The 25,908-nt window shown below is 74.7% G+C and carries 24 protein-coding genes and 1 riboswitch; of the genes, 14 read left to right on the top strand and 10 right to left on the bottom strand.

The window, feature by feature from the left end; genetic code table 11:
• The first annotated feature begins 277 nt into the window (after positions 1–277).
• The 4 genes from ACFZCD_RS15390 (at position 278) to ACFZCD_RS15375 (ending at position 5,897) form a co-directional block, all read left to right on the top strand.
• On the top strand, positions 278–829 hold the full coding sequence (locus ACFZCD_RS15390; RefSeq protein WP_391830857.1) for a beta-class carbonic anhydrase: 552 nt from the start codon (positions 278–280) through the stop codon (positions 827–829).
• A 156-nt stretch (positions 830–985) separates the two neighbouring features.
• On the top strand, positions 986–2,029 hold the full coding sequence (locus ACFZCD_RS15385; RefSeq protein ID WP_391830855.1) for an AAA family ATPase: 1,044 nt from the start codon (positions 986–988) through the stop codon (positions 2,027–2,029).
• Positions 2,026–3,414 carry a DUF58 domain-containing protein gene (locus ACFZCD_RS15380; RefSeq protein WP_391830853.1) on the top strand — a complete coding sequence of 463 codons (1,389 nt, stop codon included), beginning with the start codon at positions 2,026–2,028 and terminating at the stop codon, positions 3,412–3,414. The genes ACFZCD_RS15385 and ACFZCD_RS15380 overlap by 4 nt, the downstream gene beginning before the upstream one ends.
• Positions 3,411–5,897, top strand: a complete 2,487-nt coding sequence (locus ACFZCD_RS15375; protein WP_391830851.1) for a transglutaminaseTgpA domain-containing protein — start codon at positions 3,411–3,413, stop codon at positions 5,895–5,897. The genes ACFZCD_RS15380 and ACFZCD_RS15375 overlap by 4 nt, the downstream gene beginning before the upstream one ends.
• Before the next feature lie 104 nt (positions 5,898–6,001).
• Here ACFZCD_RS15375 and ACFZCD_RS15370 read toward each other — a convergent pair whose 3' ends face one another.
• Together ACFZCD_RS15370 and ACFZCD_RS15365 are read right to left on the bottom strand one after the other, a co-directional pair.
• Entirely contained in the window at positions 6,002–6,406 is a 405-nt protein-coding gene (locus tag ACFZCD_RS15370) for a DUF3040 domain-containing protein (RefSeq protein ID WP_391830849.1), read from the bottom strand.
• Between the two features lie 237 nt (positions 6,407–6,643).
• Positions 6,644–7,405 carry a methyltransferase gene (locus tag ACFZCD_RS15365; RefSeq protein WP_391830847.1) on the bottom strand — a complete coding sequence of 254 codons (762 nt, stop codon included), beginning with the start codon at positions 7,403–7,405 and terminating at the stop codon, positions 6,644–6,646.
• Between the two features lie 184 nt (positions 7,406–7,589).
• Between ACFZCD_RS15365 and ACFZCD_RS15360 the strand changes: the two genes are divergently transcribed.
• Both ACFZCD_RS15360 and ACFZCD_RS15355 read left to right on the top strand, forming a co-directional pair.
• Entirely contained in the window at positions 7,590–8,204 is a 615-nt protein-coding gene (locus ACFZCD_RS15360) for a TetR/AcrR family transcriptional regulator (protein WP_391830845.1), read from the top strand.
• A gap of 332 nt (positions 8,205–8,536) precedes the next feature.
• Positions 8,537–10,066: a phytoene desaturase family protein gene (locus ACFZCD_RS15355; RefSeq protein ID WP_391830843.1), complete on the top strand. Its 1,530-nt coding sequence runs from the start codon at positions 8,537–8,539 to the stop codon at positions 10,064–10,066.
• An 87-nt stretch (positions 10,067–10,153) separates the two neighbouring features.
• Here the strand turns inward: ACFZCD_RS15355 and ACFZCD_RS15350 are convergent, their stop codons facing one another.
• From ACFZCD_RS15350 to ACFZCD_RS15330, 5 genes are all read right to left on the bottom strand, one after another.
• Positions 10,154–11,314: a hypothetical protein gene (locus ACFZCD_RS15350; protein WP_391830841.1), complete on the bottom strand. Its 1,161-nt coding sequence runs from the start codon at positions 11,312–11,314 to the stop codon at positions 10,154–10,156.
• A 42-nt stretch (positions 11,315–11,356) separates the two neighbouring features.
• Positions 11,357–12,274 carry a methylenetetrahydrofolate reductase [NAD(P)H] gene (gene metF, locus ACFZCD_RS15345; RefSeq protein WP_391830839.1) on the bottom strand — a complete coding sequence of 306 codons (918 nt, stop codon included), beginning with the start codon at positions 12,272–12,274 and terminating at the stop codon, positions 11,357–11,359.
• A gap of 164 nt (positions 12,275–12,438) precedes the next feature.
• Positions 12,439–13,089, bottom strand: coding sequence for a thiamine phosphate synthase (gene thiE / locus ACFZCD_RS15340; RefSeq protein WP_391830837.1), 651 nt, complete (start codon positions 13,087–13,089; stop codon positions 12,439–12,441).
• Positions 13,090–13,215: 126 nt separating this feature from the next.
• Positions 13,216–13,581: an Rv2175c family DNA-binding protein gene (locus tag ACFZCD_RS15335; RefSeq protein WP_391830835.1), complete on the bottom strand. Its 366-nt coding sequence runs from the start codon at positions 13,579–13,581 to the stop codon at positions 13,216–13,218.
• Positions 13,582–13,684: 103 nt separating this feature from the next.
• Entirely contained in the window at positions 13,685–14,920 is a 1,236-nt protein-coding gene (locus ACFZCD_RS15330) for an NAD(P)/FAD-dependent oxidoreductase (protein ID WP_391830833.1), read from the bottom strand.
• Between the two features lie 177 nt (positions 14,921–15,097).
• Positions 15,098–15,209: riboswitch (TPP riboswitch) on the top strand.
• Here ACFZCD_RS15330 and thiO point away from each other — a divergent pair.
• The 5 genes from thiO to ACFZCD_RS15305 all read left to right on the top strand — a co-directional run bounded on the left by thiO (position 15,208) and on the right by ACFZCD_RS15305 (position 20,402).
• Complete coding sequence (gene thiO, locus ACFZCD_RS15325) at positions 15,208–16,401, top strand: glycine oxidase ThiO (RefSeq protein ID WP_391830831.1); 1,194 nt, start codon at positions 15,208–15,210, stop codon at positions 16,399–16,401. Its footprint overlaps the riboswitch before it by 2 nt.
• A gap of 35 nt (positions 16,402–16,436) precedes the next feature.
• Positions 16,437–16,637: a sulfur carrier protein ThiS gene (thiS, locus tag ACFZCD_RS15320; RefSeq protein WP_391831313.1), complete on the top strand. Its 201-nt coding sequence runs from the start codon at positions 16,437–16,439 to the stop codon at positions 16,635–16,637.
• Between the two features lie 9 nt (positions 16,638–16,646).
• Positions 16,647–17,447, top strand: a complete 801-nt coding sequence (locus ACFZCD_RS15315; RefSeq protein WP_391830829.1) for a thiazole synthase — start codon at positions 16,647–16,649, stop codon at positions 17,445–17,447.
• A 109-nt stretch (positions 17,448–17,556) separates the two neighbouring features.
• Positions 17,557–19,515: a Stk1 family PASTA domain-containing Ser/Thr kinase gene (pknB, locus tag ACFZCD_RS15310; RefSeq protein WP_391830827.1), complete on the top strand. Its 1,959-nt coding sequence runs from the start codon at positions 17,557–17,559 to the stop codon at positions 19,513–19,515.
• A 2-nt stretch (positions 19,516–19,517) separates the two neighbouring features.
• Positions 19,518–20,402, top strand: coding sequence for a deoxyribonuclease IV (locus ACFZCD_RS15305; protein ID WP_391830825.1), 885 nt, complete (start codon positions 19,518–19,520; stop codon positions 20,400–20,402).
• A gap of 9 nt (positions 20,403–20,411) precedes the next feature.
• Here ACFZCD_RS15305 and ACFZCD_RS15300 read toward each other — a convergent pair whose 3' ends face one another.
• The gene (locus tag ACFZCD_RS15300) at positions 20,412–21,044 is read right to left on the bottom strand and encodes a sulfite oxidase-like oxidoreductase (protein WP_391830824.1); all 633 of its coding nucleotides are present in this window, start codon (positions 21,042–21,044) and stop codon (positions 20,412–20,414) included.
• Between the two features lie 151 nt (positions 21,045–21,195).
• Here ACFZCD_RS15300 and bfr point away from each other — a divergent pair, with 151 nt between their 5' ends.
• Complete coding sequence (bfr, locus tag ACFZCD_RS15295) at positions 21,196–21,684, top strand: bacterioferritin (RefSeq protein WP_391830822.1); 489 nt, start codon at positions 21,196–21,198, stop codon at positions 21,682–21,684.
• Positions 21,685–21,706: 22 nt separating this feature from the next.
• Here bfr and ACFZCD_RS15290 read toward each other — a convergent pair whose 3' ends face one another.
• Both ACFZCD_RS15290 and ACFZCD_RS15285 read right to left on the bottom strand, forming a co-directional pair.
• On the bottom strand, positions 21,707–21,961 hold the full coding sequence (locus tag ACFZCD_RS15290; RefSeq protein ID WP_391830820.1) for a bacterioferritin-associated ferredoxin: 255 nt from the start codon (positions 21,959–21,961) through the stop codon (positions 21,707–21,709).
• A 137-nt stretch (positions 21,962–22,098) separates the two neighbouring features.
• On the bottom strand, positions 22,099–23,448 hold the full coding sequence (locus tag ACFZCD_RS15285) for a class II 3-deoxy-7-phosphoheptulonate synthase (RefSeq protein ID WP_391830818.1): 1,350 nt from the start codon (positions 23,446–23,448) through the stop codon (positions 22,099–22,101).
• 259 nt (positions 23,449–23,707) lie between these two features.
• Between ACFZCD_RS15285 and ACFZCD_RS15280 the strand changes: the two genes are divergently transcribed.
• The gene (locus tag ACFZCD_RS15280; RefSeq protein ID WP_391831311.1) at positions 23,708–23,764 is read left to right on the top strand and encodes a trp operon leader peptide; all 57 of its coding nucleotides are present in this window, start codon (positions 23,708–23,710) and stop codon (positions 23,762–23,764) included.
• A gap of 112 nt (positions 23,765–23,876) precedes the next feature.
• Positions 23,877–25,892, top strand: a complete 2,016-nt coding sequence (locus ACFZCD_RS15275; RefSeq protein ID WP_391830817.1) for an anthranilate synthase family protein — start codon at positions 23,877–23,879, stop codon at positions 25,890–25,892.
• The last annotated feature ends 16 nt before the right edge of the window (positions 25,893–25,908 follow it).

Genomic DNA, 25,908 nt, shown 5'->3' with positions numbered 1-25,908 from the left:
ATCAGGCCTCCCACTTCGCGCCACTTTAGTCCACTCGTCCCCCCGGTCAACCAACCGGCCAGCGCGTCCCGGGGCGGGCGCGGCGCGGGCGGACCGGGACGCCCGACGGCGGGGGGAGGTTGGCCGGATCCGGCTGGATCCGGTGGGAAAAGCTCCGTTCACCCGGACGGCAGAAGGGCCGCCACTCGTGTGGCTTACCTCACAGAGAAGCTCGTGAACAGGATTTTATGGTCCCGGTAACAGGCCTCCGGCCTCGTCGCCGACTACCTTCGTTCATATGTCGATATCCGCGTCCCAGCCGGCGCCCCAGAGCTCCGAGAGTGCCCGCCAGCCGACCGTCACGGACCGTCTGGTTCAGGCCAACGCAGAGTACGCCTCCCGTTTCTCCGACCCGGGCATGGACGCACGCCCGGTCCTCAAGGTCGCCGTCGTCGCCTGCATGGACGCCAGGCTCGACCTGCACGCGGCACTGGGCCTCCAGCTCGGCGACTGCCACACCATCCGCAACGCCGGCGGCGTCGTCACCGACGACATCATCCGCTCGCTCACCATCAGCCAGCGGGCGCTCGGCACCCGCTCCGTCGTCCTCATCCACCACACCGGCTGCGGTCTGCTCACCCTGACCGAGGACTTCCGGCACGAGATCGAGGCCGAGGTCGGGCAGCGCCCGGCGTGGGCAGTGGAGGCGTTCAAGGACCTGGAGCAGGATGTCCGGCAGTCCATGCAGCGCGTCCGGACCTCGCCGTTCCTGCCCCACACCGACGACGTCCGGGGATTCATCTTCGACGTGACGACGGGCCTGCTGCGCGAGGTCGACCCGCAGCACTGATTGTCCACAGGCGGTGACGCGGCGCCGCGCGGACGGCCAGAATGCGGAGAGGACACCGCCCGTGTGACGAGCGGGGCGCGGTGTCCGTATTCCGGGGCGGGTCCCGGTCCGTGCCCCACGGACCGGCGGCCCGCAGAACGGGCCGAGGAGGGCCGGGTGACGACCTATGACGAGCGATCGGGCCCTGGGGGTCCCCCCACGCGAGCCGAGTCGGGCGTGGGGGGAGACCTGACCGTCACCGCGGAGCGGATCCGCCGGGCGGTGGAGGGCGTGATCGAGGGCAAGCCGGAGGTCGTACGGCTCTCCCTGACCGTGCTGCTGGCCGAGGGGCACCTGCTGATCGAGGACGTGCCGGGCGTGGGCAAGACGATGCTCGCCAAGGCCCTCGCCCGCTCGATCGACTGCTCGGTGCGCCGCATCCAGTTCACGCCCGACCTCCTCCCCTCGGACATCACGGGCGTGAGCGTCTTCGACCAGCAGCGGCGCGACTTCGAGTTCAAGCCGGGCGCGGTCTTCGCCCAGATCGTCATCGGCGACGAGATCAACCGCGCCTCCCCCAAGACCCAGTCGGCGCTGCTGGAGTCCATGGAGGAGCGGCAGGTCACCGTCGACGGGCACACCTACGAGCTGCCGAGCCCCTTCATGGTGGTCGCCACGCAGAACCCCGTCGAGATGGAGGGCACGTACCCGCTGCCCGAGGCCCAGCGCGACCGCTTCATGGCGCGGGTCTCCATGGGCTATCCGAGCCCCGAGGCCGAGCTGCGCATGCTGGACGCGCACGGCAGCTCCGGCCGGCTCTCCCCGCTGGACGACCTGCAGCCGGTCGCCCACGCCCACGACATCGTCAAGCTCGTCGAGGCGGTCCGTACGGTCCACGTGGCCGACGCCGTCCTGCGCTACGCGGTGGACCTCGTCAACGCCACCCGCCACCACCCGGACCTCCGGCTCGGCGCCTCCCCGCGGGCGACGCTGCACCTGGTGCGGGCCGCCAAGGCGGCGGCCGCCCTCGCGGGCCGCGAGTTCGTCCTGCCGGACGACGTCCAGGCGCTGGCGCCGGCCGTCCTCGCCCACCGGCTGCTGCCCACGGCCCAGGCCCAGCTGGGCCGGCGCAGCGCCGAGCAGGCCGTCCTCGACATCCTCCAGCGCACCCCCGTGCCGGACCCGTCGGCGCAGGCGTGGCGGCAGGCGCGGCGGCTGTGACGGCCCCGGGGGACGGCACGGACCCGGCTCCGGCCCGGCGGGCCGGGGGCGGCAGCGGCCTGTGGGCGGCGCTGGGCGGGCTGACCACCCGCGGGCGCTCCTTCCTGGCGGCCGGCGTCGCGGCCGCCGCGTGCTCCTACGTGCTCGGGCAGGCCGACCTGCTGCGCGTCGGGCTGTTACTGGCCGTGCTGCCCCTGCTGTGCGTGGTCGTGCTGCACCGCACCCGCCACCGCGTCACGGGCAGCCGCCGGCTCACGCCCCCGCGGATCCCCGCCACGGCGGAGGCCCGCGTCCAGCTGCGGATCGACAACGTCTCCCGGCTGCCCACCGGCCTGCTGATGCTCCAGGACCGGGTGCCCTACGTCCTGGGCCCGCGCCCCCGCTTCGTGCTGGACCGGATCGAGGCGGGCGGCCGGCGCGAGGTGTCCTACCGCGTCCGCTCCGACCTGCGCGGCCGCTATCCCCTGGGCCCGCTGCAGCTGCGGCTGACGGACCCCTTCGGCATGTGCGAGCTGACCCGCGGCTTCAGCGCGTACGACACGCTGACGGTCGTGCCGCACACCGAGCCGCTGCCGCCCGGGCGCCCGGGCGGCGCGAGCCCGGGCCACGGCGACGGCCTGCGCCGCTCCCCCGCCCTGGCCGGCGAGGACGACGTCATCCCCCGCGGCTACCGCCACGGCGACGACCTGCGCCGGGTCCACTGGCGCTCCACCGCCCGCCACGGCGAGCTCATGGTGCGCCGCGAGGAGCAGCCGCGCCGGGCCCGCTGCACCGTGCTGCTGGACACCCGCAGCACCGCCTACGAGGGCGCCGGGCCGGACTCGTCGTTCGAGTGGGCGGTCTCGGGGGCCGCCTCCGCCGCGCTGCACCTGCTGGAGCAGGGCTTCTCCGTGCGGCTCCTCACCGACACCGGCAGCGTGGTCCCCGGCCCCGACGCCCCGGGCGGCTGCGCCGCTTCCCTGCACGCCCCGGCGGAGGCGGCGGGCCTGATGCTGGAGGCCCTCGCGGCCGTGGAGCACTCGGAGGGCACGTGCCTCTCCTCCGCCCTGGGCGCCCTGCGCGGCGGCGAGGAGCTGCTCGTGGCGTTCCTCGGCGGCCTGGACGAGCAGCAGGCGGGCCTGGCCGCCCGGATGCGCGGGCGGGGCGGCGCCGCCGTCGCCTTCGTCCTCGACCCGGCCGCCTGGCGGGGCGATCCGGCCCCCGGGGCCCGGAGCACGGCCGAGCAGCGCCTGCAGGTGCTGCGCGCCGCGGGCTGGACGGCGCTGCCGGCCGGCCCCGGGGCCTCGCTGCCCGAGCTGTGGCGGCTGGCCGGCGGGCCGGACCCCGCCGCGCCCGCGGCCTTCTCCGGCCCGTCCGGGGCGGGCGCGGCAGGAGGCCGGCCGTGACGGGGCGGGCCCGCCTGACGGTGAGCGCCGCGGTGGCCGCGCTCGCCGCTTCCTGCGCGATGCTGCCGCTGGTCGACAAGAGCACCTGGATACTGCAGGCCGCCTTCCTGCTCACCCTCCAGAGCACGGCCGGCGCCCTCGCCCGCCGGGTGCCGCTGGCCCGGCCGGTGACGGTGGCCGTCCAGGCGCTGACCGGGCTGCTGCTGCTCACCGTGGCCTTCGCGGGCCGGCAGGCGGTCGCCGGGCTGCTGCCGGGCCCGGAGGCCTTCCACGAATTCGGGCAGCTGCTGCAGGAGGGCACCGAGGACGTCGGCCGGTACGCCATCCCCGCCCCGGCGACGGCCGGCATCCGGCTGCTGCTCGTCGGCGGCGTGCTGGCCGTAGGCCTCGCGGTGGACGCCGTGGCGGTGACGTACCGCAGCGCCGCGCCCGCCGGGCTGCCCCTCCTCGCGCTGTACTCGGTGGCCGCCGGGCTCGGCCAGGGCGGCGGCTTCGGCTGGCTGTGGTTCCTGGCGGCGGCGAGCGGTTATCTGCTGCTTCTCCTGGCCGAGGGGCGGGACAGGTTCGACCAGTGGGGCCGCGTCTTCAGCGGCGGCCGGACGGCCCCTCCGGCCCCCGGGCCCGCGACGGCGGGCGGCGGGCGCCTCGCCCGGGTCCGTACGGGCCGGCGGATCGGCGCGCTGGCCCTCGGCATCGCGCTGGCGGGGCCGGCCGTGCTGCCCACGATGCAGAGCGGCCTCTTCCAGCCCGCCGGCCGGGGCGACGCCCAGGGCGCCGGCCGCGGCGGCGTCACCTCCGTCAAGCCGCTCGTGGCCCTCCAGGACAGCCTCAACCAGCCGGAGAACCGCGAGCTGCTGCGCCTGCGCTCCTCCGCGGAGAACACCCGCGACCTGTACTTGCGCATCGTCGCCCTCGACCGCTTCGACGGCGCGGCGTGGCAGACCACCGAGCGCCCCCTCACCCCGCTCCCGGAGGCCCTGCCCGCTCCGGCGGGCCTCGCCGCCGGCGTCCGCACGACGCGGATCGACACCTCCGTCACGGCCACCGACGGCTACGCCCAGAACTACCTGCCGCTGCCCTACCCCGCCGAGGAGGTCCGCACCGAAGGCCGCTGGCGCTACGAGCCGGAGGGGCGGATCCTCGCGGGCGACCGCGGCCAGACCACCCGGGGCATCCGCTACCAGGTCTCCAGCCTTCAGGTCGAGCCCACGGCCGCACAGCTCGCCGGCGCCCCCGCGCCCCCCGGGGAGATCCTGCGCGCCTACACCCGGGTGCCGCCGTCGCTGCCGCCGGTGGTGGCGCAGACGGCCCGGAAGGTGACGGCGGGCGCGGCCAACGCCTACCAGCAGGCGGTCATGCTGCAGGACTGGTTCGCGGTCGGCGGGGGCTTCCAGTACGACACGCAGGTCGCGTCGGGCACCGGAGCCGACGCGGTCGCCCGGTTCCTGGCCGCCAAGCGGGGCTTCTGCATCCACTTCTCCTTCTCGATGGCGGCGATGGCCCGGACGCTGGGCATCCCCGCCCGCGTGGCGGTCGGCTTCATGCCGGGCACCCCCATGGCGGACGGCTCGGTGTCGGTCGGCTCCAAGGACGCCCACGCCTGGCCCGAGCTGTACTTCGAGGGCGCCGGCTGGACGCGCTTCGAGCCGACGCCCAGCCGCGGCACGACCCCCGACTACACGGTCGCCGAGCCCTCGCCGGACGCCGGGCCCGGCGCCGGTCCGGCCCCGCTGCCGGAGCGGTCGGCCGCGGTCCCGCAGGCGCCGAAGGACCCGGACGCCTGCCCGCCCGCGCAGAAGAGGCTCGGCGAGTGCCAGTCCCCCGCCCGGGCCACCGAGGGCGGCGGCACGGACTCCTGGGGCCCCTCGGCGGGCACGGTCGCGGGCGTCGCCGTGGCGGCGCTGACCGCCCTGGGGCTGCCCCTGCTGCCCATGCTGTGGCGCCGGCGGGTGCGTGCCCGCCGGCTCGGCGGCCCCGGCCGCCACGCGGAATCCGCCCGTCCGCCGGCAGCGGGCGGCGGGGCGGAGACCGTCGCCCTCCCCGACGCCGTGACCGCGGAGCGCACCCTGGCGGCCTGGCGCGAACTGACGGACTGCGCCTGGGACTACGGCATCCCGCCCGACGACTCCCGCAGCCCGCGCGGCGCCGCCGCGCGCGTCGTCACCGCCGGCGCGCTCCAGGGAGCCGCCGCCGAGTCCGCGCTCCGCGTGGCCGCCGCGGTCGAGCAGGTGCTGTACGCACCGCGGCCCCGGCCGGTGCCCGGTCTCGCGGACGACGTCGTGCGCGTACGGGAAGGGCTGCGTGCCGCCGCCGGCCGGGGTGCCCGGCTGCGCGCCGTCCTGCTGCCGCGCTCGTCCGCCCGGCTGCTGTGGGGCTTCTCGCGGCGCCGGTCGGCAGCGGCGCGGCGGATCCGGGACGGCCGGCTCGGAGCCGCGTGGCGGCGCACGGGCGGGGTGCTGCGCACCGCGGCCCGGCGCATCTGAACGGCGCCCGCAGCAGACGGATATGGCGCGGGGTCAGGAGATTTGCTCCCGGCCCCACGCCATAGGTGGAGAAGAAGAAGAGAGAAGAGAAAGGGCGAGGGCTGTCAGTGGCCCTGCTCGTCGCGGCGGCGCTGCCAGCGCTGCTCGATGCGGTCCATCATGCTGCGGCGCGGGCGCATCTGGCCGCGGCCGCCCGGCTGCCCCACCGGGCCCGTCCCCCGCTGCGCACCGGCGCGCGGCGCCTTGCGCCAGCCCGTCACGGCCAGGGCCGCACAGCCCAGCATGACCAGGAAGCCGACCACGCTGATCCAGTACTGCCCCTGAATCATGACGCCGGTCATCAAGAGCGCGATACCCACCAGAAACCCGGCGACCGCCTGGTAGACCCGTCGCCGGGTGTACGTGCGCAGGCCGCTGCCCTCGAGCGCTGTCGCGAACTTGGGATCTTCGGCGTACAGCGCTCGCTCCATCTGCTCGAGCATGCGCTGCTCGTGCTCCGAGAGCGGCACGGAGTCCTCCTACTCGTCGGTCGCGGGGGGCGACCGGGTGCGACCCTTTCAGGATAGGCAGGGAATCGCCCCCGTGAAACCCGCCCCTCTGCGCCAATCCGCCCACCGGTGACCATGTGGCGATCGGTGGTGTCGGGACGTACATTCCCGGTTCGCCGATCCGCCATGCCGGACGGTGTCCCCCGATCATACGGGGCGAACCGGCTGATCGGGTGGCCTGTGACCTACCGCGCGCAGTCAGCCACGCTCGGCCAGGACGTGCAGTTGGGTCGCCACCGAGTGGAAGGCGGGCAGCACGGCCGCGGCGGCCTCCAGCTCGGCGAGCGCCTCCCGCGCGCCGGGCTCGGCGTCGAGCAGCACGCCGGGCACCAGGTCGGCGAAGACCCGGACGCCGTGCACGGAGGCGACCTCCAGGCCCTCGGCCGTGACGAGCCCGGAGAGCTGCTCGGCGGTGAACCGGCGCGGCACCGGGTCGCCCGCGCCCCAGTGGCCCGCGGGGTCGGAGAGGACCTGGCGGGCCTCGGTGAAGTGCCCGGCGAGGGCGCGGGCGAAGACCGCCCCGCCCAGGCCCGCGGCGAGCAGGCTCAGGGTGCCTGCGGGGCGCAGCGCCCCGGTCACGTTGCGCACGCCCTGCGCCGGGTCGTCCACGTACTCCAGGACGCCGTGGCAGAGCACCATGTCGTAGGCGCCGCGCTCCACCACGTCGAACAGGCCGGTGGCGTCGCCCTGGACGCCGCGCACCCGCTCGGCGACGCCCGCCTCGGCGGCCCGGCGCTCCAGGGCGAAGAGGGCGTTGGGGCTGGGGTCGACGACGGTGACGCGGTGGCCGAGGGCGGCCAGGGGCACCGCGAACTTGCCGGAGCCGCCGCCGGTGTCGAGCACGTCCAGCACGCCGCCGGCCGGGGCGGCGGCCTTCACCCGGCGGTCCAGGGCGTCGCGCAGGACCTCCCAGACCACGGCGGTACGCAGGGACGCCCGGGGGCGCAGCGGGTCTGACACGGCGGATGGCTCCTCGGCGGTGGCAACGACTACGTCCGCCCCAGCCTAATGGGCCCCGCCGCGGGCGGGACGGCGCGCTTCCGGCATGGCGCGGCGGCCGGTTCCGGCCCGCGCGAAGGGCCCTGCGGCGGCGCCAGGTTGACGCAGGCGCGGACACCCGCCCGCGGGCAGGGAGAATCACTCCATGGACAGCAGCAGTACGCGCCGTCAGAACACCCGGCGGAAGCTCTTCGCCGCCGCGGTGACCCTCATCGCCGAACAGGGCTTCTCCTCCACCACCGTGGACGAGATAGCGGAACGGGCGGGGGTGGCCAAGGGCACCGTCTATTACAACTTCGCGAGCAAGACCGATCTGTTCGAGGAGCTGCTGCGGCACGGAATGGAGCTGCTGACCCGGGCGCTGCGGGCCGCGGCCGACGAGGCGGCCGAGCGGGGCGGCGGCCGCGTCGACGCCCTGGACGCGATGATCCGCGCCGGGCTGGACTTCGTCGCCCGCCACCCCGCGCTGGCCCAGCTCTACGTCGCCGAGCTGTGGCGCACGAACCGGACCTGGCGGCCGACGCTGACGCGGGTGCGGCAGCAGGCGGTGGAGGTGATCGAGTCCGTCTTACGGGAGGCGGTCGCCGAGGGCGAGCTGGGTGCGGACACGGACGTTCCGCTGACGGCGTCGGCGGTGTTCGGGATGGTGCTGGCGGCCGCGCTGGACTGGCAGTCGTTCCAGCCGGAGCGGTCGGTGGAGGACGTGCACGCGGCGCTGTCGCGCCTGCTGCAGGGCCGCCTGAGCGGGGTCGTCCGCTAGCCCCGCAGGGCTCCGCGGCCGATCCGGCGCCGGATGCCGGCATCTGCCGTACGCGCCCGTCCCGGCGCGGCCCGATCCCCCTCGGTCCACGCCGGGACGGCGTTCCCCCGTACTCCCCCGGGCCCCCGCAGGGACCCCCGCCCCCCGGTCACGTCAGAGGGCCGCGCCGGGACCGCCGCCCCGTGCCGGCGGTATCGGCGCGAGCGCCCCTTTCGTGGGACACCACTCTTCCGCGCGGCGGACCGCGGCCCATCCGTGCGCCTACTCATCTCGTCCTCTGAGTACGGGTACTCACGCCCGGGTGTTCAGGCCCGGCCGGATAAAGTCGCCCCATGGCACGGATTGCGGTGATCGGCGCCGGGATGGGCGCGATGGCGGCGGCTGCCCGGCTGGCCGTCGCGGGCCACCGGGTGACGGTGTACGAGCGCGCGGCGACGCACGGCGGAGGCGTCGGGCGGATGACGCGGGACGGCTTCGCCTTCGACACGGGGCCGGGGCTGCTGCACCTGCCGGCCGTCTACCGCGACCTGTTCGTGAAGACGGGCAAGGAGTCGCTGGAGCAGAGCCTGGGCCTGGTCCAGGTCGATCCGGCGAGCGCGCACGTCTTCGCCGACGGCACCTCGGTGGCGCTGCCCAACGCCTCGCGGGCCGGTGTGGTCCGGGCGCTGGACGAGGCCGTGGGCGCGGGCGCCGGCGAGCGCTGGAGCGACCTCGTGAACCGGGCGCGCGTGGTGTGGGACGCCACGCGGCGGCCCCTGCTGGAGGAGCCGCTGCTCGCCGACCCGGAGTACCTGGAGGCCCTGGGCCACGACCCCTACCCGGGGCTGCGCAAGCGCGGCCTGTTCCGGCGGAGCACCCCGCCCGTGCTCGCCGCCGTCGCCGAGCGGGAGCTGAAGGACCCCCGGCTCACGGCCCTGTTGGAGAGCCACGCCCTGGCGTACGGGCTCGATCCGCGCACCGCCCCCGCGAGCGCGGCGGTCCTGCCGTACATGGAGCAGACCTTCGGCAGCTGGTACGTGCGCGGCGGCATGCGCGGCCTGGCGGACGCCGTCCACGAGCGGTGCCGGGCGCGCAGGGTCGAGTTCGTCTTCGGCGCGGAGGTCGTGGCCGTCGCCGAGAAGGACGGCCGTGCGGTGGGCGTGGAGCTGGCGGACGGGCGGACGGACGAGGCGGACATGGTGGTCGCCGGCGTCTCGCCCGGAGTGCTGCGGCGGATCGCGCCGGCGGCCTGCGGGCCCGCCGCCCGGCCCGCTCCCCCGGTGCCGCCCGGCCGGTTCACGGTCTTCCTCGCGCTGCGCGGGGCGCGGGCCGCGGGCGCCGCCCACCGCACGGTGGTCCACGCCCCGGACCGCGGGGCGGAGTTGGCGGGCGTCTTCGGCGAGGGCGCGCACGGCCCCGCCGCGCTGCGCTACCGGCCGACGGTGACGGTGCTGCGCCCGGACGATCCGGACATCCGCCCGGACGAGGGCCACGAGGCCGTCACGCTGACCGCCACGGTCGCCCCGCACGGCCGGGGGGTGGACTGGGACGACGAGGCGACGGCCGCCGGTTTCGCGGAGCGCGTGCTGGACGCGGCGGAAGGGCTGCTGCCGGGCCTGCGGGACCGGCTGCTGTGGCACGAGGTCCGCACGCCCGCCGACACCGAGCGGGCAACGGGCGCCGAGGGCGGGGGCGTTCCGGCTCCCGTGCTGGCCGGTGGCGGGGGCGTCTTCCTGCGCACCGCCAACACGACGCCGCTGTCCGGCTTGTACCTCGCGGGCGGTTTCGCCCACCCCGGCGGCGGGCTGGCCCACGCCGGGATGTCCGGGACGATGGCCGCGGGCCTGATCGTGTCGGGAGCGGACTGGCGCGGCTCGCAATAGCCGGAACCCTCCCCGCCGCGACGGCGGGAAGCCGTCACGGCGAGAGACCGGCGGGGGGCGGCCGGCGCAACCGGCCCGTGCGCGGCCTCAGTAGCGCGGCTGCTCGTTGTACTGCTCGCCGTAGCCCTGACCGTGCCCCTGGGTCTGCCCCTGCCCCTGTCCCTGGCCGTGGCCCGGGAGTTGCTGCGGGTACGCGGGGTGGGCCGCCTCGGGCGGGTAGCCCTGCGGGGCGGGCGGCAGGTCGTTGTCGCGCTGCTGCGGCACCCAGACCCCGCCGGGCGGGGTGTCCATGTCGTACTGCGGGGCCGGGGCGTAGGCGTCGGCGGGATAGCCGCCCATGCCGTAGGGCTGGGCCGCGGGCTGCTGCTGGTACTGCCCGTAGGCGTCGTACGGCTCGTACGCCTGCTGCCGGTTGCCGATGTAGGGGTCGGAGTAGGCGGCGTACTGGCCCTGCCCGTAGTCGAACGAGCCGGGGGCCGCGGGCGCGCCGAGGGCGTCGGCCGGGGCCTGCGTGCCGTAGGGGTCGCCGTAGGGGGCGTAGCCGCCGTCCTGCGCGGGGGCGGCCGCGGCCGCGTAGCCGGTGTCGCCGTAGCCCGTGCCGTCGTAGCCGTAGCCCGCGTCGGCCGCGGGAGCGGGGGCGGCGAGGGTGGCCCCGGCCAGGGGCGGCTGCTCGGCACCGTGCCCGCCGGGTTCGCCCGCGGAGTCCCGGAGCGGGGGGAGCGGGGGCACGGCGGGCATTGCGGCGGTCTCGTCGAGCGGAGCAGCGGGCGGGGCCGCGGCGGCGAGCGGGGCGCCCGGGGCCGGCGGGGCTTCCGCACGACCGCCCTTGCGGCGCCGCCCGGCCCGCGGCTCCTTCGCGCCGTCGTCCTCAACGGCCGCTTTCCCGGCGCGCTTACCGGACTTGAGGCCCCTGCCGGACTTGCCGGACCTGCCCGCCTTGTCCGCTGCGCCCGGTTCGCTGCCGTCGCCGGCCGCGTCGCCCGCACCGGCCCTGTCCCGGCGGAGCGCCCAGCCGTGGGAGAAGCCGCGGCGGAAGGAGAGCGTCACGTAGGTCTGCCCGACGGCGAACGCCACCGCGCCCACCGCGATGACCGCGACGGACGGGATGACGACGCCCGCGACGACGCCGAGGAACCCGGCGAAGGCGAGGAGGCGCCAGCGCAGTCGCGCCTTGTACTGCAGCAGGACCTCGCCGAGCAGCCAGAGCGCGACGACGCCGAACGCGATGTAGAGGACCGTCCAGCCCATTTACGCCCCTCTCGTGGCCGCAGCCCTTCGAGGGGCCGGCCGTCAGGACCGCTGGTGCAGTCCCAGATTCTCGTAGATTTCCAGCGTCGCCGTGGAGTGGTTCAGGGTAATGAAGTGCAGCCCGGGAATCTCCTCGGCCATCAACCGAGCGCACAGCTCCGTGGCGTACTCGATCCCGATCGAGCGTACAGCGGCCCGGTCGTCCTGCACCGCGAGGATCCGCTCGGCCAGCGCGGGCGGGAACGCGGCATTGCTGAGCTGCGCGAACCGCTCGATCTGGCGGACGTTGGTGACCGGCATGATCTCGGGGATGATCGGGGTGTCGCAGCCGGCGGCGGCGACCCGGTCGCGCAGCCGGAGATAGTCCTCGGCGTGGAAGAACATCTGGGTGATGGCGAAGTCCGCGCCCGCGCGGCACTTGTCCACGAAGTGCCGGACGTCCGTGTCCCAGTCGGTCGAGCGCGGGTGCATCTCCGGGAAGGCCGCGACACCGACGCAGAAGTCGCCGGACTCCTTGATGAGCCGGACGAGGTCGGCGGCGTAGTGCAGGCCCTCGGGGTGGCGCACCCACTCGCCCATGGGGTCGCCGGGCGGATCGCCGCGCAGGGCCAGCATGTTGCGGATGCCGACGTCGGCGTACTGGCCGATGATGTTGCGGAGTTCGGCCTTGGAGTGGTTGACGGCTGTCAGGTGGGCGACGGGCGTGAGCGTCGTGTCGGTCGCCATGCGCTCCGTGACGCGGACGGTGCCCTCGCGGGAGGAGCCCCCCGCGCCGTAGGTCACGGAGACGAAGGTCGGGCCGACGGCCTCGATCCGGCGGATGGCGTCCCAGAGGGTGCGTTCACCCTTCTCGGACCTCGGAGCGGCGAACTCGAAGGAATACGACCGCTCGCCTGAGGCGAGCAGCTCACGCACCGTGCGCGCGTGGTCTGTCCTGGTGGAGGCGGTACCAAGGGCCATACCGGCAAGTTAACCAGCGGTTCCGGCGACCCCCAACCTTCTTTCGCGATTTGCCCGATAGGCCGGTATCCCGTCCGCATTACGGACAGAACTTTCATGCTCCGTTGACGTTCCGCCGGCGGTGGCGGGGGCCGCGCACCGGCCGGAACGGGGGGCGGGCGGGCTCAGAGGCGCTCGCGGACCCGCTCGGCCAGCTTCGCCGCGGCCTCGCCGGGATCGTCCGCCTCGGTGATCGCGCGGACCACGACGACGCGGCGGGCGCCCGCGTCGAGCACCTCGTCGACATTGCCGAGGTCGATGCCGCCGATGGCGAACCAGGGGCGCGTGGTGCGCAGGGCGGCCGCGTGGCGGACGAGGGGCAGGCCGGGGGCGTGACGGCCCGGCTTGGTGGGCGTCGGCCAGCAGGGGCCGGTACAGAAGTAGTCCACACCGGGCTCGGCGGCCGCGGCGTCCACCTCGGACCCGGCGTGCGTCGACCGGCCGATCAGCACGTCCTCGCCGAGGAGGGCGCGGGCGGCGGGCACCGGCAGGTCGCCCTGGCCGAGGTGCAGGACGCCGGAGCCCGCGGCGTGGGCGACGTCGGCGCGGTCGTTGACCGCGAAGAGCTTGCCGTGGCGGCGGGCGGCCTCGGCGAAGACGGCGAGGTGTTCCAGCTCCTCGCCCGCCTCCATGCCCTTGTCGCGCAGCTGGACGATGTCGACACCGCCGGCGAGGACCGCGTCGAGGAATTCCGGCAGGTCGCCCTGGCGCTTGCGGGCGTCGGTGCACAGGTACAGCCGGGCATCGGCGAGGCGGCGGCGGGCAGTGGCGGACATCGGGTGGTTCCCCCCGGGTCGGCGGTGCACGGACGGGGGCGCGCCCCGCCCGTGCACCGGACTGTTCTGCCGGGCGCGGTCACCCGCGCCCGGGAATGCGGCTGTGGCTTTCGGTGGCTCGGGGGATCAGACGGCGAGCGCCTGGGCGCGCCGCTTCACCTCCGTGCCACGGTTCTCCCGCAGCGCGTCGGCCGGGGTTCCCGGCAGGGTCGGGTCGGCGGTGAAGAGCCACTCCAGCATTTCCTCGTCGCTGAAGCCGTCGTCCCGCAGCAGCGTCAGGGTCCCGGCCAGGCCCTTGACGACCTTGCCCTCGCCGATGAAGGCGGCGGGCACCATGAGCACCCGGTTCTCGCCCCGGCGGACGGCGATCAGCTGGCCCTCCTTCACCAGCTGCCGCACGCGCGTCACCTCCACGCCGAGCATCTCGGCGATCTCGGGGAGGTTGAGCCAGGCGGGAACAAGCGCGTCGATCTTTGCGTCAATCTCGGTCACGGGACAAGCCTGCCATCTGGCGCTGACAGCCGGTAGCCGGGTTGACCCGACCGCGGGCGCGTCACGGTGCCGCGCCCCCGCTCACGGCGGCGCGGCGGCCCCCTCAGAGCAGCGCGGCCTTGAGGGGCACGGACGCGTCGGCGGCCTTCGCACGGTCGAGGAGGGCGCCCTTCTCGATGAGCTTGCGGCCCTGGGCCAGGTCCCTGGGCCGGCCGACGGCCAGGAGGGCGACCAGGACCCCGGCGCGCAGCCAGCACACGCTCCAGGCGGCGCCTTCCGGGTCGCCGCGCCACAGCAGCTCGTCGGCGCCGGCGTGATGGCCCGCGTACTGCACGAACCGCCCGAACTGCTCGGACCAGAAGTACGGCACCGGGTCGTAGACCGGCCCCTCGGCCGGGCCGAACACGATGTTCTCGGCGACCGTCCGCGGCCCCTGCATGGCGTTGTCCCAGTGGTGCACGAGCAGCCGCTCGCCGTAGCGCGCGGACGGGAACGACGCGCAGTCGCCGACCGCGTAGACGCCGGGCAGCGACGTGCGCAGCCGCTCGTCGGTGACGACGGCGCCGTCCGCGCCGAGCTCGATGCCGGAGCCCTTCAGCCAGCCGGTCGCGGGCCGCGCCCCGATGCCGACGACCACGGCGCCGGCCGGCAGCCGGGTGCCGTCGGCGAGCACGACCGCGCCGGGCTCCACGGTGCTCACCCGGGCGCCGAGCAGCAGCCGGGCGCCGCTCTCGGCGTACCAGGGGGCCATGTGCGCGGCGACCTCGGCGGGCATGGCACCGGCGAGCACCCGGTCCGCGGCCTCGACCACGGTCACCTCGCAGCCCGCCTCCCGGGCCGCCGTCGCGACCTCGGCGCCGATCCAGCCCGCGCCGACGGCCACGACGTCGTGCTGCGCGGCCAGCACCGGCCGCAGCCCCACGGCGTCGTCCAGAGTGCGCAGCAGGTGCACGTTCGGCAGGCCCTCGCTCCCGGGCAGCCGGACCGGCTCCGCGCCGGTGGCGACGACGAGGATGTCGTAGGGGACGGGACCGGTGGCGGTGTCCAGCAGGCGCTCGCCGGCGCGCAGGCCCGTGGCCTCCCGCCCGAGCTGCAGGTCTATCCCGAGCGACGCGAAGTCCACCTCGAACGCGGAACCCTCGGCCTTGCCCAGCAGGACGGCCTTGGAGAGCGGCGGCCTGTCGTACGGCGGGTGCGGCTCGGCGCCCAGGACGGTGACGGTGCCGGACCAGCCGTGCTCGCGCAGGGCGACGGCGGTCTGCACGCCGGCCATTCCGGCGCCCACGATGACGACGTGCCGCTCGTCGGCGGCATGAGGTTCTTCCCGGTGCTCGCTCACCCGATCACTGTAGGGCGGCGGCGGGTCCGGACCGGAGCGGGGTGCCCGTCCGGGCGGGTCTTCACCGGGGGCCCGGGGCAGCCCGGCACCGGCGATCAGCCCCGCGCCGCATGGTCCCGCCGTCGTCCGCCGACAGGCCCTCGCCCGGCCCTCGCGCCGCGTACTAGGGTGGCCGTACAACGCACTCGCGGGAGCCCGGACGACCGGGCTGAGAGGGAGGCTGACCGGCCTCCGACCGTACGAACCTGATCCGGGTCATGCCGGCGAAGGGAGGGGCCGGACGCCTCATGGACGCGTCTACGACCACATCACCCAGCACATCCGCCCTGCCCGCCTGCGACGTCCTCGTCGTGGGCGGCGGGCTGATCGGCCTCGTCACCGCCTGGCGCGCGGCCCAGCGCGGGCTGCGCACCGCCGTCGCCGACCCCGCGCCGGGGGGCGGCGCGGCGCGGGTGGCCGCCGGGATGCTCGCGGCGGTCACCGAACTGCACTACGGCGAAGAGGCCCTGCTCGCCCTCAACCTGGCCTCCGCGCGCCGCTATCCGCGCTTCACGGCCGAGCTGGAGGAGGCCAGCGGCGTCGCCACCGGCTACCGGGCGTGCGGCACGCTGGCCGTCGCCCTCGATGCCGACGACCGCGAGCACCTGCGCGAGCTGCACGCCCTGCAGCAGCGCTGCGGCCTGGACGCCCAGTGGCTGTCCGGCCGCGAGTGCCGCCGCCTGGAGCCGATGCTCGCGCCCGGCGTGCGCGGGGGGCTGCGCGTCGACGGGGACCACCAGACCGATCCCCGCAGGCTCGCGCGGGCGCTGCTCACGGCCTGCGAGCGGGCCGGGGTCGCCTTCCACCGCGCCGCGGCCGTACGGCTGCTGCTCGCCGGCGACCGGGCGGCGGGCGCGGAGCTGTCCGACGGCAGCCGCGTGCCCGCGGAGCAGGTGGTGCTCGCCGCGGGCAGCCGCAGCGGCACCCTCGCCGGCGTCCCCGCGGACGTCCTGCCGCCCGTGCGCCCCGTCAAGGGCCAGGTGCTGCGGCTGCGCGTCCCGGACGCGTACGCGCCCTTCCTCTCCCGCACCGTGCGGGCGGTCGTCCGCGGCGGCCCGGTGTACCTGGTGCCGCGCGAGGACGGCGAGCTGGTCCTCGGCGCGACCACCGAAGAGCTCGGCTGGGACACCACGGTCACCGCCGGCGGCGTCTACGAGCTGCTGCGCGACGCCCACGAGCTGGTGCCCGGCATCACCGAACTGCCCCTGGTGGAGACCTGCGCCGGGCTGCGCCCCGGCTCCCCCGACAACGCCCCGCTGCTGGGCCCGACCGCCCTGCCCGGCCTGCTCGCCGCCACCGGCCACTACCGCAACGGCGTGCTGCTCACCCCGCTGACCGGCGACGTCATGGCCGAGGCGCTGACCACGGGGCGCCTCCCCGAGGAGGCCCGCCCCTTCTCCCCCCGACGCTTCTCGAACGCGCTCCAGGAGCTGCCCGCATGAACCCGACCGACCCCACCGACACCCCCGAGGCCCACATGGCCATCAGCGTCAACGGCGAGCACCGCGACGTGCCCCACGGCCTGACGCTCGCCGGTCTCGTCGCGAGCCTGACCACCGCGCCCGGCGGGGTCGCCGCCGCCGTCAACGAGGCCGTCGTGCCGCGCGGCCAGTGGCCCGCCACCCGGCTCGGCGCGGGCGACCGCGTCGAGGTCCTCACCGCCGTGCAGGGAGGCTGATCAGTCCTGATGGCCGACGACCTGCTCACCATCGCCGACACCTCCTTCAGCTCCCGGCTGATCATGGGCACCGGCGGCGCGCCCAGCCTCGACGTCATGGAGCGCGCGCTGCTCGCCTCCGGCACCGAGCTGACCACCGTGGCCATGCGCCGCCTCGACGCGAGCGTCCGCGGCTCGGTGCTGTCCGTCCTGCAGAAGCACTCCATCCGCGTGCTGCCGAACACCGCCGGCTGCTACACCGCCGGGGAGGCCGTCCTCACGGCCCGGCTGGCCCGCGAGGCGCTCGGCACCGACTGGGTCAAGCTCGAAGTGATCGCCGACGAGCGGACGCTGCTGCCCGACCCGATCGAGCTGCTCGACGCCGCGGAGATCCTCGTCGACGACGGCTTCACCGTCCTGCCGTACACCAACGACGACCCGGTGCTCGCCCGCAAGCTGGAGGACGTCGGCTGCGCGGCGATCATGCCGCTGGGCTCGCCGATCGGCTCCGGCCTCGGCATCCGCAACCCGCACAACTTCCAGCTGATCACCGAGCGGGCCGGGGTCCCCGTGATCCTCGACGCCGGCGCGGGCACGGCCTCCGACGCGGCGCTCGCCATGGAGCTGGGCTGCGCGGCGGTGATGCTCGCCTCGGCGGTGACGCGCGCGCAGGAGCCGGTGCTGATGGCGGAGGCGATGCGGCACGCGGTGGAGGCGGGGCGGCTGGCGCACCGGGCGGGACGGATACCCCGGCGGCACTTCGCCGAGGCGTCTTCTCCTGCGGAGGGCTTGGCTCGTCTTGATCCGGAGCGGCCCGAGTTCGCCCAGTAGCAGGGGCCGCGCCCCTGACCCCCTTTGTCCTTACATTTGTCCTCAACCGCCGGACGGGCTGATGCTTGGCGGGGTCAGGGCTTCGTCCTCACCCTTTTAGACTCGTCGCGTGGATACGACGCTAGGGGACCCGTTGGTCGGGCACACGCTCGACGGCCGCTACCGGGTCGAGGCCCGCATCGCCGTGGGCGGCATGGCCACGGTCTACCGCGCCCTCGACACCCGGCTCGACCGGGTGCTCGCGGTCAAGGTGATGCACCCCGGACTCGCCTCGGACACCGCGTTCGTGGAGCGCTTCATCCGCGAGGCCAAGTCCGTCGCGCGCCTCGACCACCCCAACGTGGTGGGCGTCTACGACCAGGGCACCGACGGCCCGTACGTCTATCTGGCGATGGAGTACGTACCCGGGTGCACGCTGCGCGACGTGCTGCGCGAGCGCGGGGCCCTGCAGCCCCGCGCCGCCCTCGACATCCTGGAGCCGGTGCTGGCCGCGCTCGGCGCGGCCCACCTGGCGGGCCTGGTGCACCGGGACATGAAGCCGGAGAACGTCCTCATCGGGGACGACGGCCGGGTGAAGGTCGCCGACTTCGGGCTCGTACGGGCCGTGGACACCGACACCACCGCGTCCACCGGATCCGTCCTCGGCACGGTGTCGTACCTCGCCCCCGAGCAGCTGGAGCACGGCACCGCCGATCCGCGCGTGGACGTCTACGCGTGCGGCGTCGTCCTCTACGAAATGCTGACGGGCGCCAAGCCGCACACCGGGAGCACCCCGGCCCAGGTCCTCTACCAGCACCTGCACGAGGACGTCCCGCCGCCGTCGGCGGCCGTGCCGGGGCTGGCCGCCGGGCTGGACGGCCTCGTCGCCGGCGCCACGGCCCGCGACCCGCAGCTGCGCCCGGCCGACGCGGTCGCGCTGCTCGGCCTCGCCCGCACGGTGCGCGAGGGGCTGAACGACGAGCAGCTGGACGCGCTGCCGCCGCAGGCGCTCACCGGCGCCGCCGCCGGCCGCCGCGCGGCGGGCCCGGAGGACCGGACGAGCGTGCTGCCGCGGCCCGCCGCGCGCCCCCTGCCCGCCGCGGACGGCGAGCAGCTGAACCGGACGACGCGCCTGGAGCGCCCGCCCGCGCCCCCGGCGCCGCCTGCCCCTCCGGCGGGCCCGCGCGGCCGGTTCCGGCAGGTGCCGCGGCGCGGGATCCTGGCGGCGGTCGCGGCGCTGCTGGCCGTCCTGGTCGGCGCCGGCGTCTGGTACATCAACGACGGCCAGTTCACGACCGTCCCCGCCGTCCTGGACATGCCCCGGGAGAAGGCGGAGAAGACGCTGGACGACGCGGGTCTCGGGGTGCGCGCGAAGGAGGACTTCAGCGACACCGTCGAGCGCGGCCACGTCATCGCCGCCGATCCGGCGCCGGGGCAGCGCATCCGCAACACCGGCAAGGTGACGATCACGCTGTCGCGCGGGCCGGCCCGGGCCGAGGTGCCCAACGTCGTCGGCATGTCCTTCGACGAGGCGAAGAAGAAGATCGAGGGCGCGGGGCTGACCGTCGGCGAGGTCGGCAAGCAGTTCAGCACCGAGACCCCGCAGGGCTCGGTGCTGGCCACCGACCCCAGGCCGGGCGAGCAGCGGCGGCCGGACTCCCCGGTCGCACTGACCGTCAGCAAGGGCGCCCCGCTGGACGTGCCGGACGTACGGGGCATGTCCGTCGACGCCGCGACCGCCGCCCTGCGCGACAAGGGCTTCGAGACCAAGGTGTCGGACGACCAGGTCTTCTCCGACCGCGCGAAGGGCTCCGTGGCCGAGCAGTCGCCCGGCACCGGCGACAAGGCCGCCAAGGGCGACACCGTGACCCTCACCGTCTCCAAGGGCAAGGAGATGCTGCCGGTCCCGGACGTCACCGGGAAGAGCGAGGCCGAGGCCAAGCGGCTGCTGACCGGCGCGGGCTTCGCCGTGAAGGTCGACAAGCCGTTCTTCTTCCCGCAGGACTCCGTGGAGAGCCAGTCGGTCAAGGGCGGCGATCAGGCCGCCAAGGGCGACACCATCACCATCAAGCTCAAGGGCGGTCTGTAGCAGTGGACGAGCAGGTGCCCGGGCAGCTGCGCAACCCCGTCGGCGGCCACGTGCCGGTGGCCGGCGGGCTGGCGAAAACGGGCCTCGCCTACGCCCGGGAGATCGGCGCGGAGACCCTGCAGGTCTTCGTCGCCAACCCGCGCGGCTGGGCGACCCCGGACGGCAATCCGCGCCAGGACGAGGAGTTCCGCGCCGCGTGCGCGGAGGAGTCCCTGCCGGTCTGGGTGCACGCCCCCTACCTGATCAACTTCGGTTCGCACACCGCGGCGACGGTCGAGCTGTCCGCGGAGTCGCTGCGGCACTCGCTGCGCCGCGGGCGGGGCATCGGCGCACGGGGCGTCGTCGTGCACACCGGGTCCGCGACGGGCGGCCGGCCGCGCCGCACGGCCCTGGAGCAGGTCCACGAGCGGCTGCTGCCGCTGCTCGACGAGCTGACGCACGACGACGACCCCTGGCTGCTGCTGGAGCCCACGGCGGGCCAGGGCGCCTCGCTGTGCTCGCTCGTGGAGGACCTCGGCCCCTACTTCGAGGCGCTGGAGCACCACCCGAAGCTCGGGGTGTGCCTGGACACCTGCCACGTCTTCGCGGCGGGCCACGACCTCGCGGAGCCGGGCGGGATGAAGCGCACCCTGGACGACCTGGTCTCCGTGGTGGGCGAGGGGCGGCTGAAGCTGATCCACGCCAACGACTCGAAGGCGGCCGTGGGCGCCCACCTGGACCGGCACGAGAACATCGGCGCCGGCCACATCGGCGCGGACCCGTTCGGGGAGCTGTTCCGCCATCCGGCGACGGAGGGCGTGCCGCTCACGATCGAGACGCCGGGCGGCAAGGAAGGACACGCCGGGGACGTGGCCCGTCTGAAGGACCTGCGCGCGGCCGTGTACTAGGCCCGCGGGCTACAGCTCCGGGCCCTCGCCCGGCTGCTCCTGGTAGGAGTAGCGCTGCTCGCGCCAGGGGTCACCGATGTTGTGGTAGCCCCGCTCCTCCCAGAAGCCGCGCCGGTCGGCGGTCATGTACTCCACGCCGCGCACCCATTTGGGCCCCTTCCAGGCGTACAGGTGCGGCACGACGAGCCGGACCGGGAAGCCGTGCTCCGCGGTGAGCGGCTCGCCGTCCTTGTGCGTGGCGAAGATCGTCTGCTCGGCGGTGAAGTCGGCGAGCCGCAGGTTCGAGCTGAAGCCGTACTCCGCCCACACCATCACGTGGGTGACCTCGGGCGCGGGCGGGGCGAGTTCGAGCACCGTACGGGCCGAGACGCCGCCCCATTCGGCGCCGAGGACGCTGTACTTGGTGACGCAGTGCAGGTCCGCCACGACCGTCGTGTACGGCAGGGCGGAGAACTCCTCGTGCGTCCAGCAGTGCTTGTCGCCGTCGGCGGTGGACCCGAAGACCCGGAACTCCCAGCGGTCCGGCTTGAACCTCGGCACCGGACCGTAGTGCGTCACCGGCCATCCGCGCTGGAGGCGCTGCCCCGGCGGCAGCTGCAGTGGCTCCCCTTTGCGGCTTTCGGTGTTTTTCGCGGGCCCCATGGCTCCATGGTGTCAGACCTTTCACGGCGCCGTTGACCAGGGGTTCCGCTATACGGACAACTACCACTAAGTGTGCACTTACTGGACGGTTTCGAAGGGCGGTGCGAGGATGCGCGCAACCTGCCAGTAGCGCTTGGAAGGAGCCTCTGCGATGCAGGGCGACCCCGAGGTCATCGAGTTCCTGAATGAACAGCTGACTGCCGAGCTGACCGCCATCAACCAGTACTTCCTGCACGCGAAGCTGCAGGAGCACCACGGCTGGACGAAGATCGCGTCCCACACGCGCGCCGAGTCGTTCGACGAGATGCGGCACGCGGAGACCCTCACCGACAGGATCATCTTCCTGGAGGGCCTGCCCAACTACCAGCGGCTCTTCCACGTCCGGATCGGCCAGACGATCACCGAGATGTTCCAGGCCGACCGGCAGGTCGAGGTCGAGGCCATCGACCGCCTGCGGCGCGGGGTGGAGGTCATGCGGGCCAAGGGGGACATCACCTCGGCCAACATCTTCGAGTCGATCCTCGCGGACGAGGAGGACCACATCGACTACCTGGACACCCAGCTGGAGCTGATCGAGAAGCTGGGCGAGGCGCTGTACATCGCGCAGTTCATCGAGCAGGAGAACGGCGGGTCGGCGTGAGGCCGCCGGGGGCAGCGCGCGGTCAGGCGGCCTGAGGCTGCGGCAGGGCGGCCGGCCCGGCGCCGAACACGCCGGGCTCCCCCTGGTCGGCGAGCTCGCGGCGCGGGCACGCGCCACGGCCGAGCAGCGCCTGGATGCGGCGCACACAGCCGCCGCAGTCGGTGCCCGCCTTGCAGGCGGAGGCTATCTGCCGGGGGGTGCACGCCCCCCGGTCCGCGTGGTCCCGCACCTGCTGCTCCGTGATGCCGAAGCACGAGCAGACGTACACGCGGTTCACCGCCTTCAGGGCCGGGGCCCCGGGTTGATCAATAAGGTAACCCTTACCTTACCCGGGCCGGTGGCCGAATCACAACGCCGTGGGGCGCGGATCACAGATCCGCGCCCCACGGCGTGCTCACGTCCTGACCGGCGGCCCTACTGGTCGCGGTACATCTCCGCGACGAGGAAGGCCAGGTCCAGCGACTGGCTGCGGTTGAGGCGGGGGTCGCACGCCGTCTCGTAGCGCTGGTGCAGGTCGTCGACGAAGATCTCGTCGCCGCCGCCCACGCACTCGGTGACGTCGTCACCGGTGAGCTCGACGTGGATGCCGCCCGGGTGGGTGCCGAGGCTCTTGTGGACCTCGAAGAAGCCCTTGACCTCGTCCAGCACGTCGTCGAAGCGGCGGGTCTTGTGGCCCGAGGCCGCCTCGAAGGTGTTGCCGTGCATCGGGTCGCAGATCCACGCCACCTGGGCGCCGGAGGCGGTGACCTTCTCCACCAGCTCGGGGAGGTGGTCACGGATCTTGCCCGCGCCCATGCGGGTGATGAACGTGAGCCGGCCCGGCTCGCGCTCCGGGTCCAGCCGCTCGATCAGCGTGAGGGCGTCCTCGGCCGTCGTCGTCGGGCCGAGCTTCACCCCGATGGGGTTGCGGATCCGGGAGGCGAACTCGATGTGCGCGCCGTCCAGCTGGCGGGTGCGCTCACCGATCCAGACCATGTGGCCGGAGACGTCGTACAGGTTCCCCGTGCGGGAGTCGGTACGGGTCAGGGCCGACTCGTAGTCGAGGATCAGCGCCTCGTGCGACGAGTAGAACTCGACCGTCTTGAACTCCTCCGGGTCCGTCCCGCAGGCGTTCATGAAGTTCAGCGCGCGGTCGATCTCGCGGGCCAGGGCCTCGTAGCGCTGCCCGGACGGGGAGGACTTCACGAAGTCCTGGTTCCAGGCGTGCACCTGCCGCAGGTCGGCGTAGCCACCGGTGGTGAAGGCGCGCACCAGGTTCAGCGTGGCCGAGGAGGCGTGGTACATGCGCTTCAGCCGCTGCGGGTCCGGCGTGCGGGCCTCGGCGGTGAAGGCGAAGCCGTTGACGGAGTCGCCGCGGTAGGTCGGCAGGGTCACGCCGTCGCGGGTCTCGGTCGGCTTCGAGCGCGGCTTGCTGTACTGACCGGCGATCCGGCCGACCTTGACCACGGGCACCTGGCCCGCGTAGGTCAGCACGGCGCCCATCTGGAGCAGCGTCTTGAGCTTGTTGCGGATCTGGTCCGCACCGACGGCGTCGAAGGCCTCCGCGCAGTCGCCGCCCTGGAGCAGGAACGCCTCTCCACGGGCGACCGCTCCCAGGCGCTGGCGCAGCTGGTCGCACTCGCCGGCGAAGACGAGGGGCGGATAGGACTCGAGCTCGGCGATCACATCGCGCAGAGCCTCTTGGTCCGGCCATTCGGGCTGCTGCGCCGCGGGAAGGGAGCGCCAGGTGTTGCCACCGGCGTGGAGTTCAGCGTTCACGGTCACGCTCCAACCCTACGGGGTCGCACCGCCGGACCGGCGTCCGGACCGCACTTTGAGACATTTGCCGAGACGGTGGCCGAGACACGCCCACGGGGACGCCGCTGCCGCCCCATGATCCTCGTCCGCCCCGCGGCGACTCGCCGCCGCACGGACCCCGTGCACCGCCGCGCCCCCGCCGCACGCTCCGGAAGCTTCCGTTCCGACAGGCCGGCCTCGACCGATACCCGTCGGTAGGGCCGGCGCTTCGGGTAGGGTGCCCAGCATGTTCGCGCCCCTGACCCAGAACTGGTGGTGGACCGCTCATCCGGCGGCCCACTGATCGCGCGTACACCGAACGCACCGCGAAGGCCGCCCGAGGGGCGGCCTTCCGCGTTTCCCGGGCCGTTCCTCCTTCTTCACCGGACCCACCGGACCCACCGGAAGGAACCCCCATGACCAGCGCCCCCGCACCGGCCCCGGACACCGCCGCCCTGCTCGCCCGGCTGACCGGCCCCGGCTGCCCGCCCTTCGCCCTCCTCCACCGCCGCACGCCCGGCCGGCCCGGGACCGGCGACGGGACCGCCGGCACCGCCGAGCTCCTCCTCGGGCCCGTCGAGGAGGTCGAGCACCTCGCCGGCATCCCGCTGCCGGACGGCCGGCCCGGCGGGGACCGCCCCGTCCACGACGCCCTCGCCCTCGTGCCCTTCCGGCAGATCCGCGAGCGCGGCTTCGACGTCCGCGACGACGGCACGCCACTGGCCGTGCTGCGCGTGGAGGAGGCCCACGAGCTGCCCCTCGACGAGGTGGCCGCCGCCCTGCCGGCCCACGCCGTACGGGTCGAGGGCGGCGCGTTCGACGTGGGCGACGACGCCTACGCGGACATCGTCCGGCGCGTCATCGACGAGGAGATCGGCACCGGCGAGGGCGCCAACTTCGTCATCCGGCGGACCTTCGAGGGCGAGATCCACGGCTTCACGCCCGCCGACGCCCTGGCCCTCTTCCGGCGGCTGCTGACCGGCGAGCGCGGCGCGTACTGGACCTACGTCGTGCACACCGGCGACCGCACCCTCGTCGGCGCCAGCCCCGAGGTGCACGTGCGGATGTCCGGCGGGACCGTCGTCATGAACCCCATCAGCGGCACCTACCGCTACCCCGCCTCGGGCCCCGACAAGGACGGGCTGCTGGCCTTCCTCCACGACCGCAAGGAGGTCGAGGAGCTGTCCATGGTCGTGGACGAGGAGCTGAAGATGATGTGCACCGTCGGCGACATGGGCGGCGTCGTCGTCGGGCCGCGGCTCAAGGAGATGGCCCACCTCGCCCACACCGAGTACGAGCTGCGCGGGCGCTCCTCGCTGGACGTCCGCGACGTCCTCCGCGAGACCCTGTTCGCCGCCACCGTCACCGGCTCCCCCGTGCAGAACGCCTGCCGCGTCATCGAGCGCCACGAGCCCGGCGGCCGCGGGTACTACTCGGGCGCCCTCGCGCTGATCGGCCGTGACGCCGGCGGGGCCCGGACCCTGGACTCGCCCATCCTCATCCGCACCGCCGACATCGACCGCCGCGGCCGGCTCCGCGTCGGCGTCGGCGCCACGCTCGTGCGCCGCTCCGACCCGTACGCCGAGGTCGCCGAGACCCACGCCAAGGCGGCCGGCGTCCTGGCGGCCCTCGGCGTGCGCGCTCCGCGGGCGGACCGGGCCGCGGCACCGGCCCCGCGCTTCGGCGACGACCCGCAGGTGCGCGCCGCGCTCGACGCCCGCCGCGCCGACCTCGCCCCCTTCTGGCTGCGCATGCAGTCCGCCGGGGACACCGCCTCCACCACCCGGCTGACCGGGCACGCCCTGGTCGTCGACGGCGAGGACACGTTCACGGCCATGCTGGCCCACCTGCTGCGCACGGCCGGTCTGCAGGTGACCGTCCGGCGCTACGACGAGCCCGGTCTCCGCGAGGCCGCGCTGACCCACGAGGGCCCTGTCGTCCTGGGACCCGGCCCCGGCAACCCCTCCGACGCGGCCGACCCGAAGATGCGGCTGCTCCGCGGCCTGGCGGCGGAGCTCCTGCGCGGCCACCGGTACGGTCCCGCCCGTCGCCCGGCCACCACCCCTCATCGAGGTCCTTCGGGCCGCACCTTCTTGTTCGGCGTGTGCCTGGGCCACGAGCTGATCGCGGCGGAGCTGGGCCTGGAGATCGTCCGCAAGGACGTGCCGTTCCAGGGGGCGCAGGAGCGGATCGACTTCTTCGGGCGGCCCGAGACGGTGGGGTTCTACAACACGTTCACGGCGCGGTGCGAGGCGGCTGCCGCCGAGGAGCTGGCGATGCACCGGGTGGAGCTGAGCCGGGACCTCGTGAGCGGGGACGTGCACGCCCTGCGGGGGCCCGGCTTCGCGGGCGTGCAGTTCCACCCGGAGTCGGTGCTCACCTTGGACGGGGCCGCGATCGTTGCCGAACTGCTGGCGACCGTCCTGGTCTGACCCGTCCCACCTGTTA

Source organism: Streptomyces sp. NPDC008001 (assembly GCF_042958085.1).
Taxonomy (GTDB): Bacteria; Actinomycetota; Actinomycetes; order Streptomycetales; family Streptomycetaceae; genus Streptomyces.
This window is presented reverse-complemented; position numbering and strand designations above follow the sequence as displayed.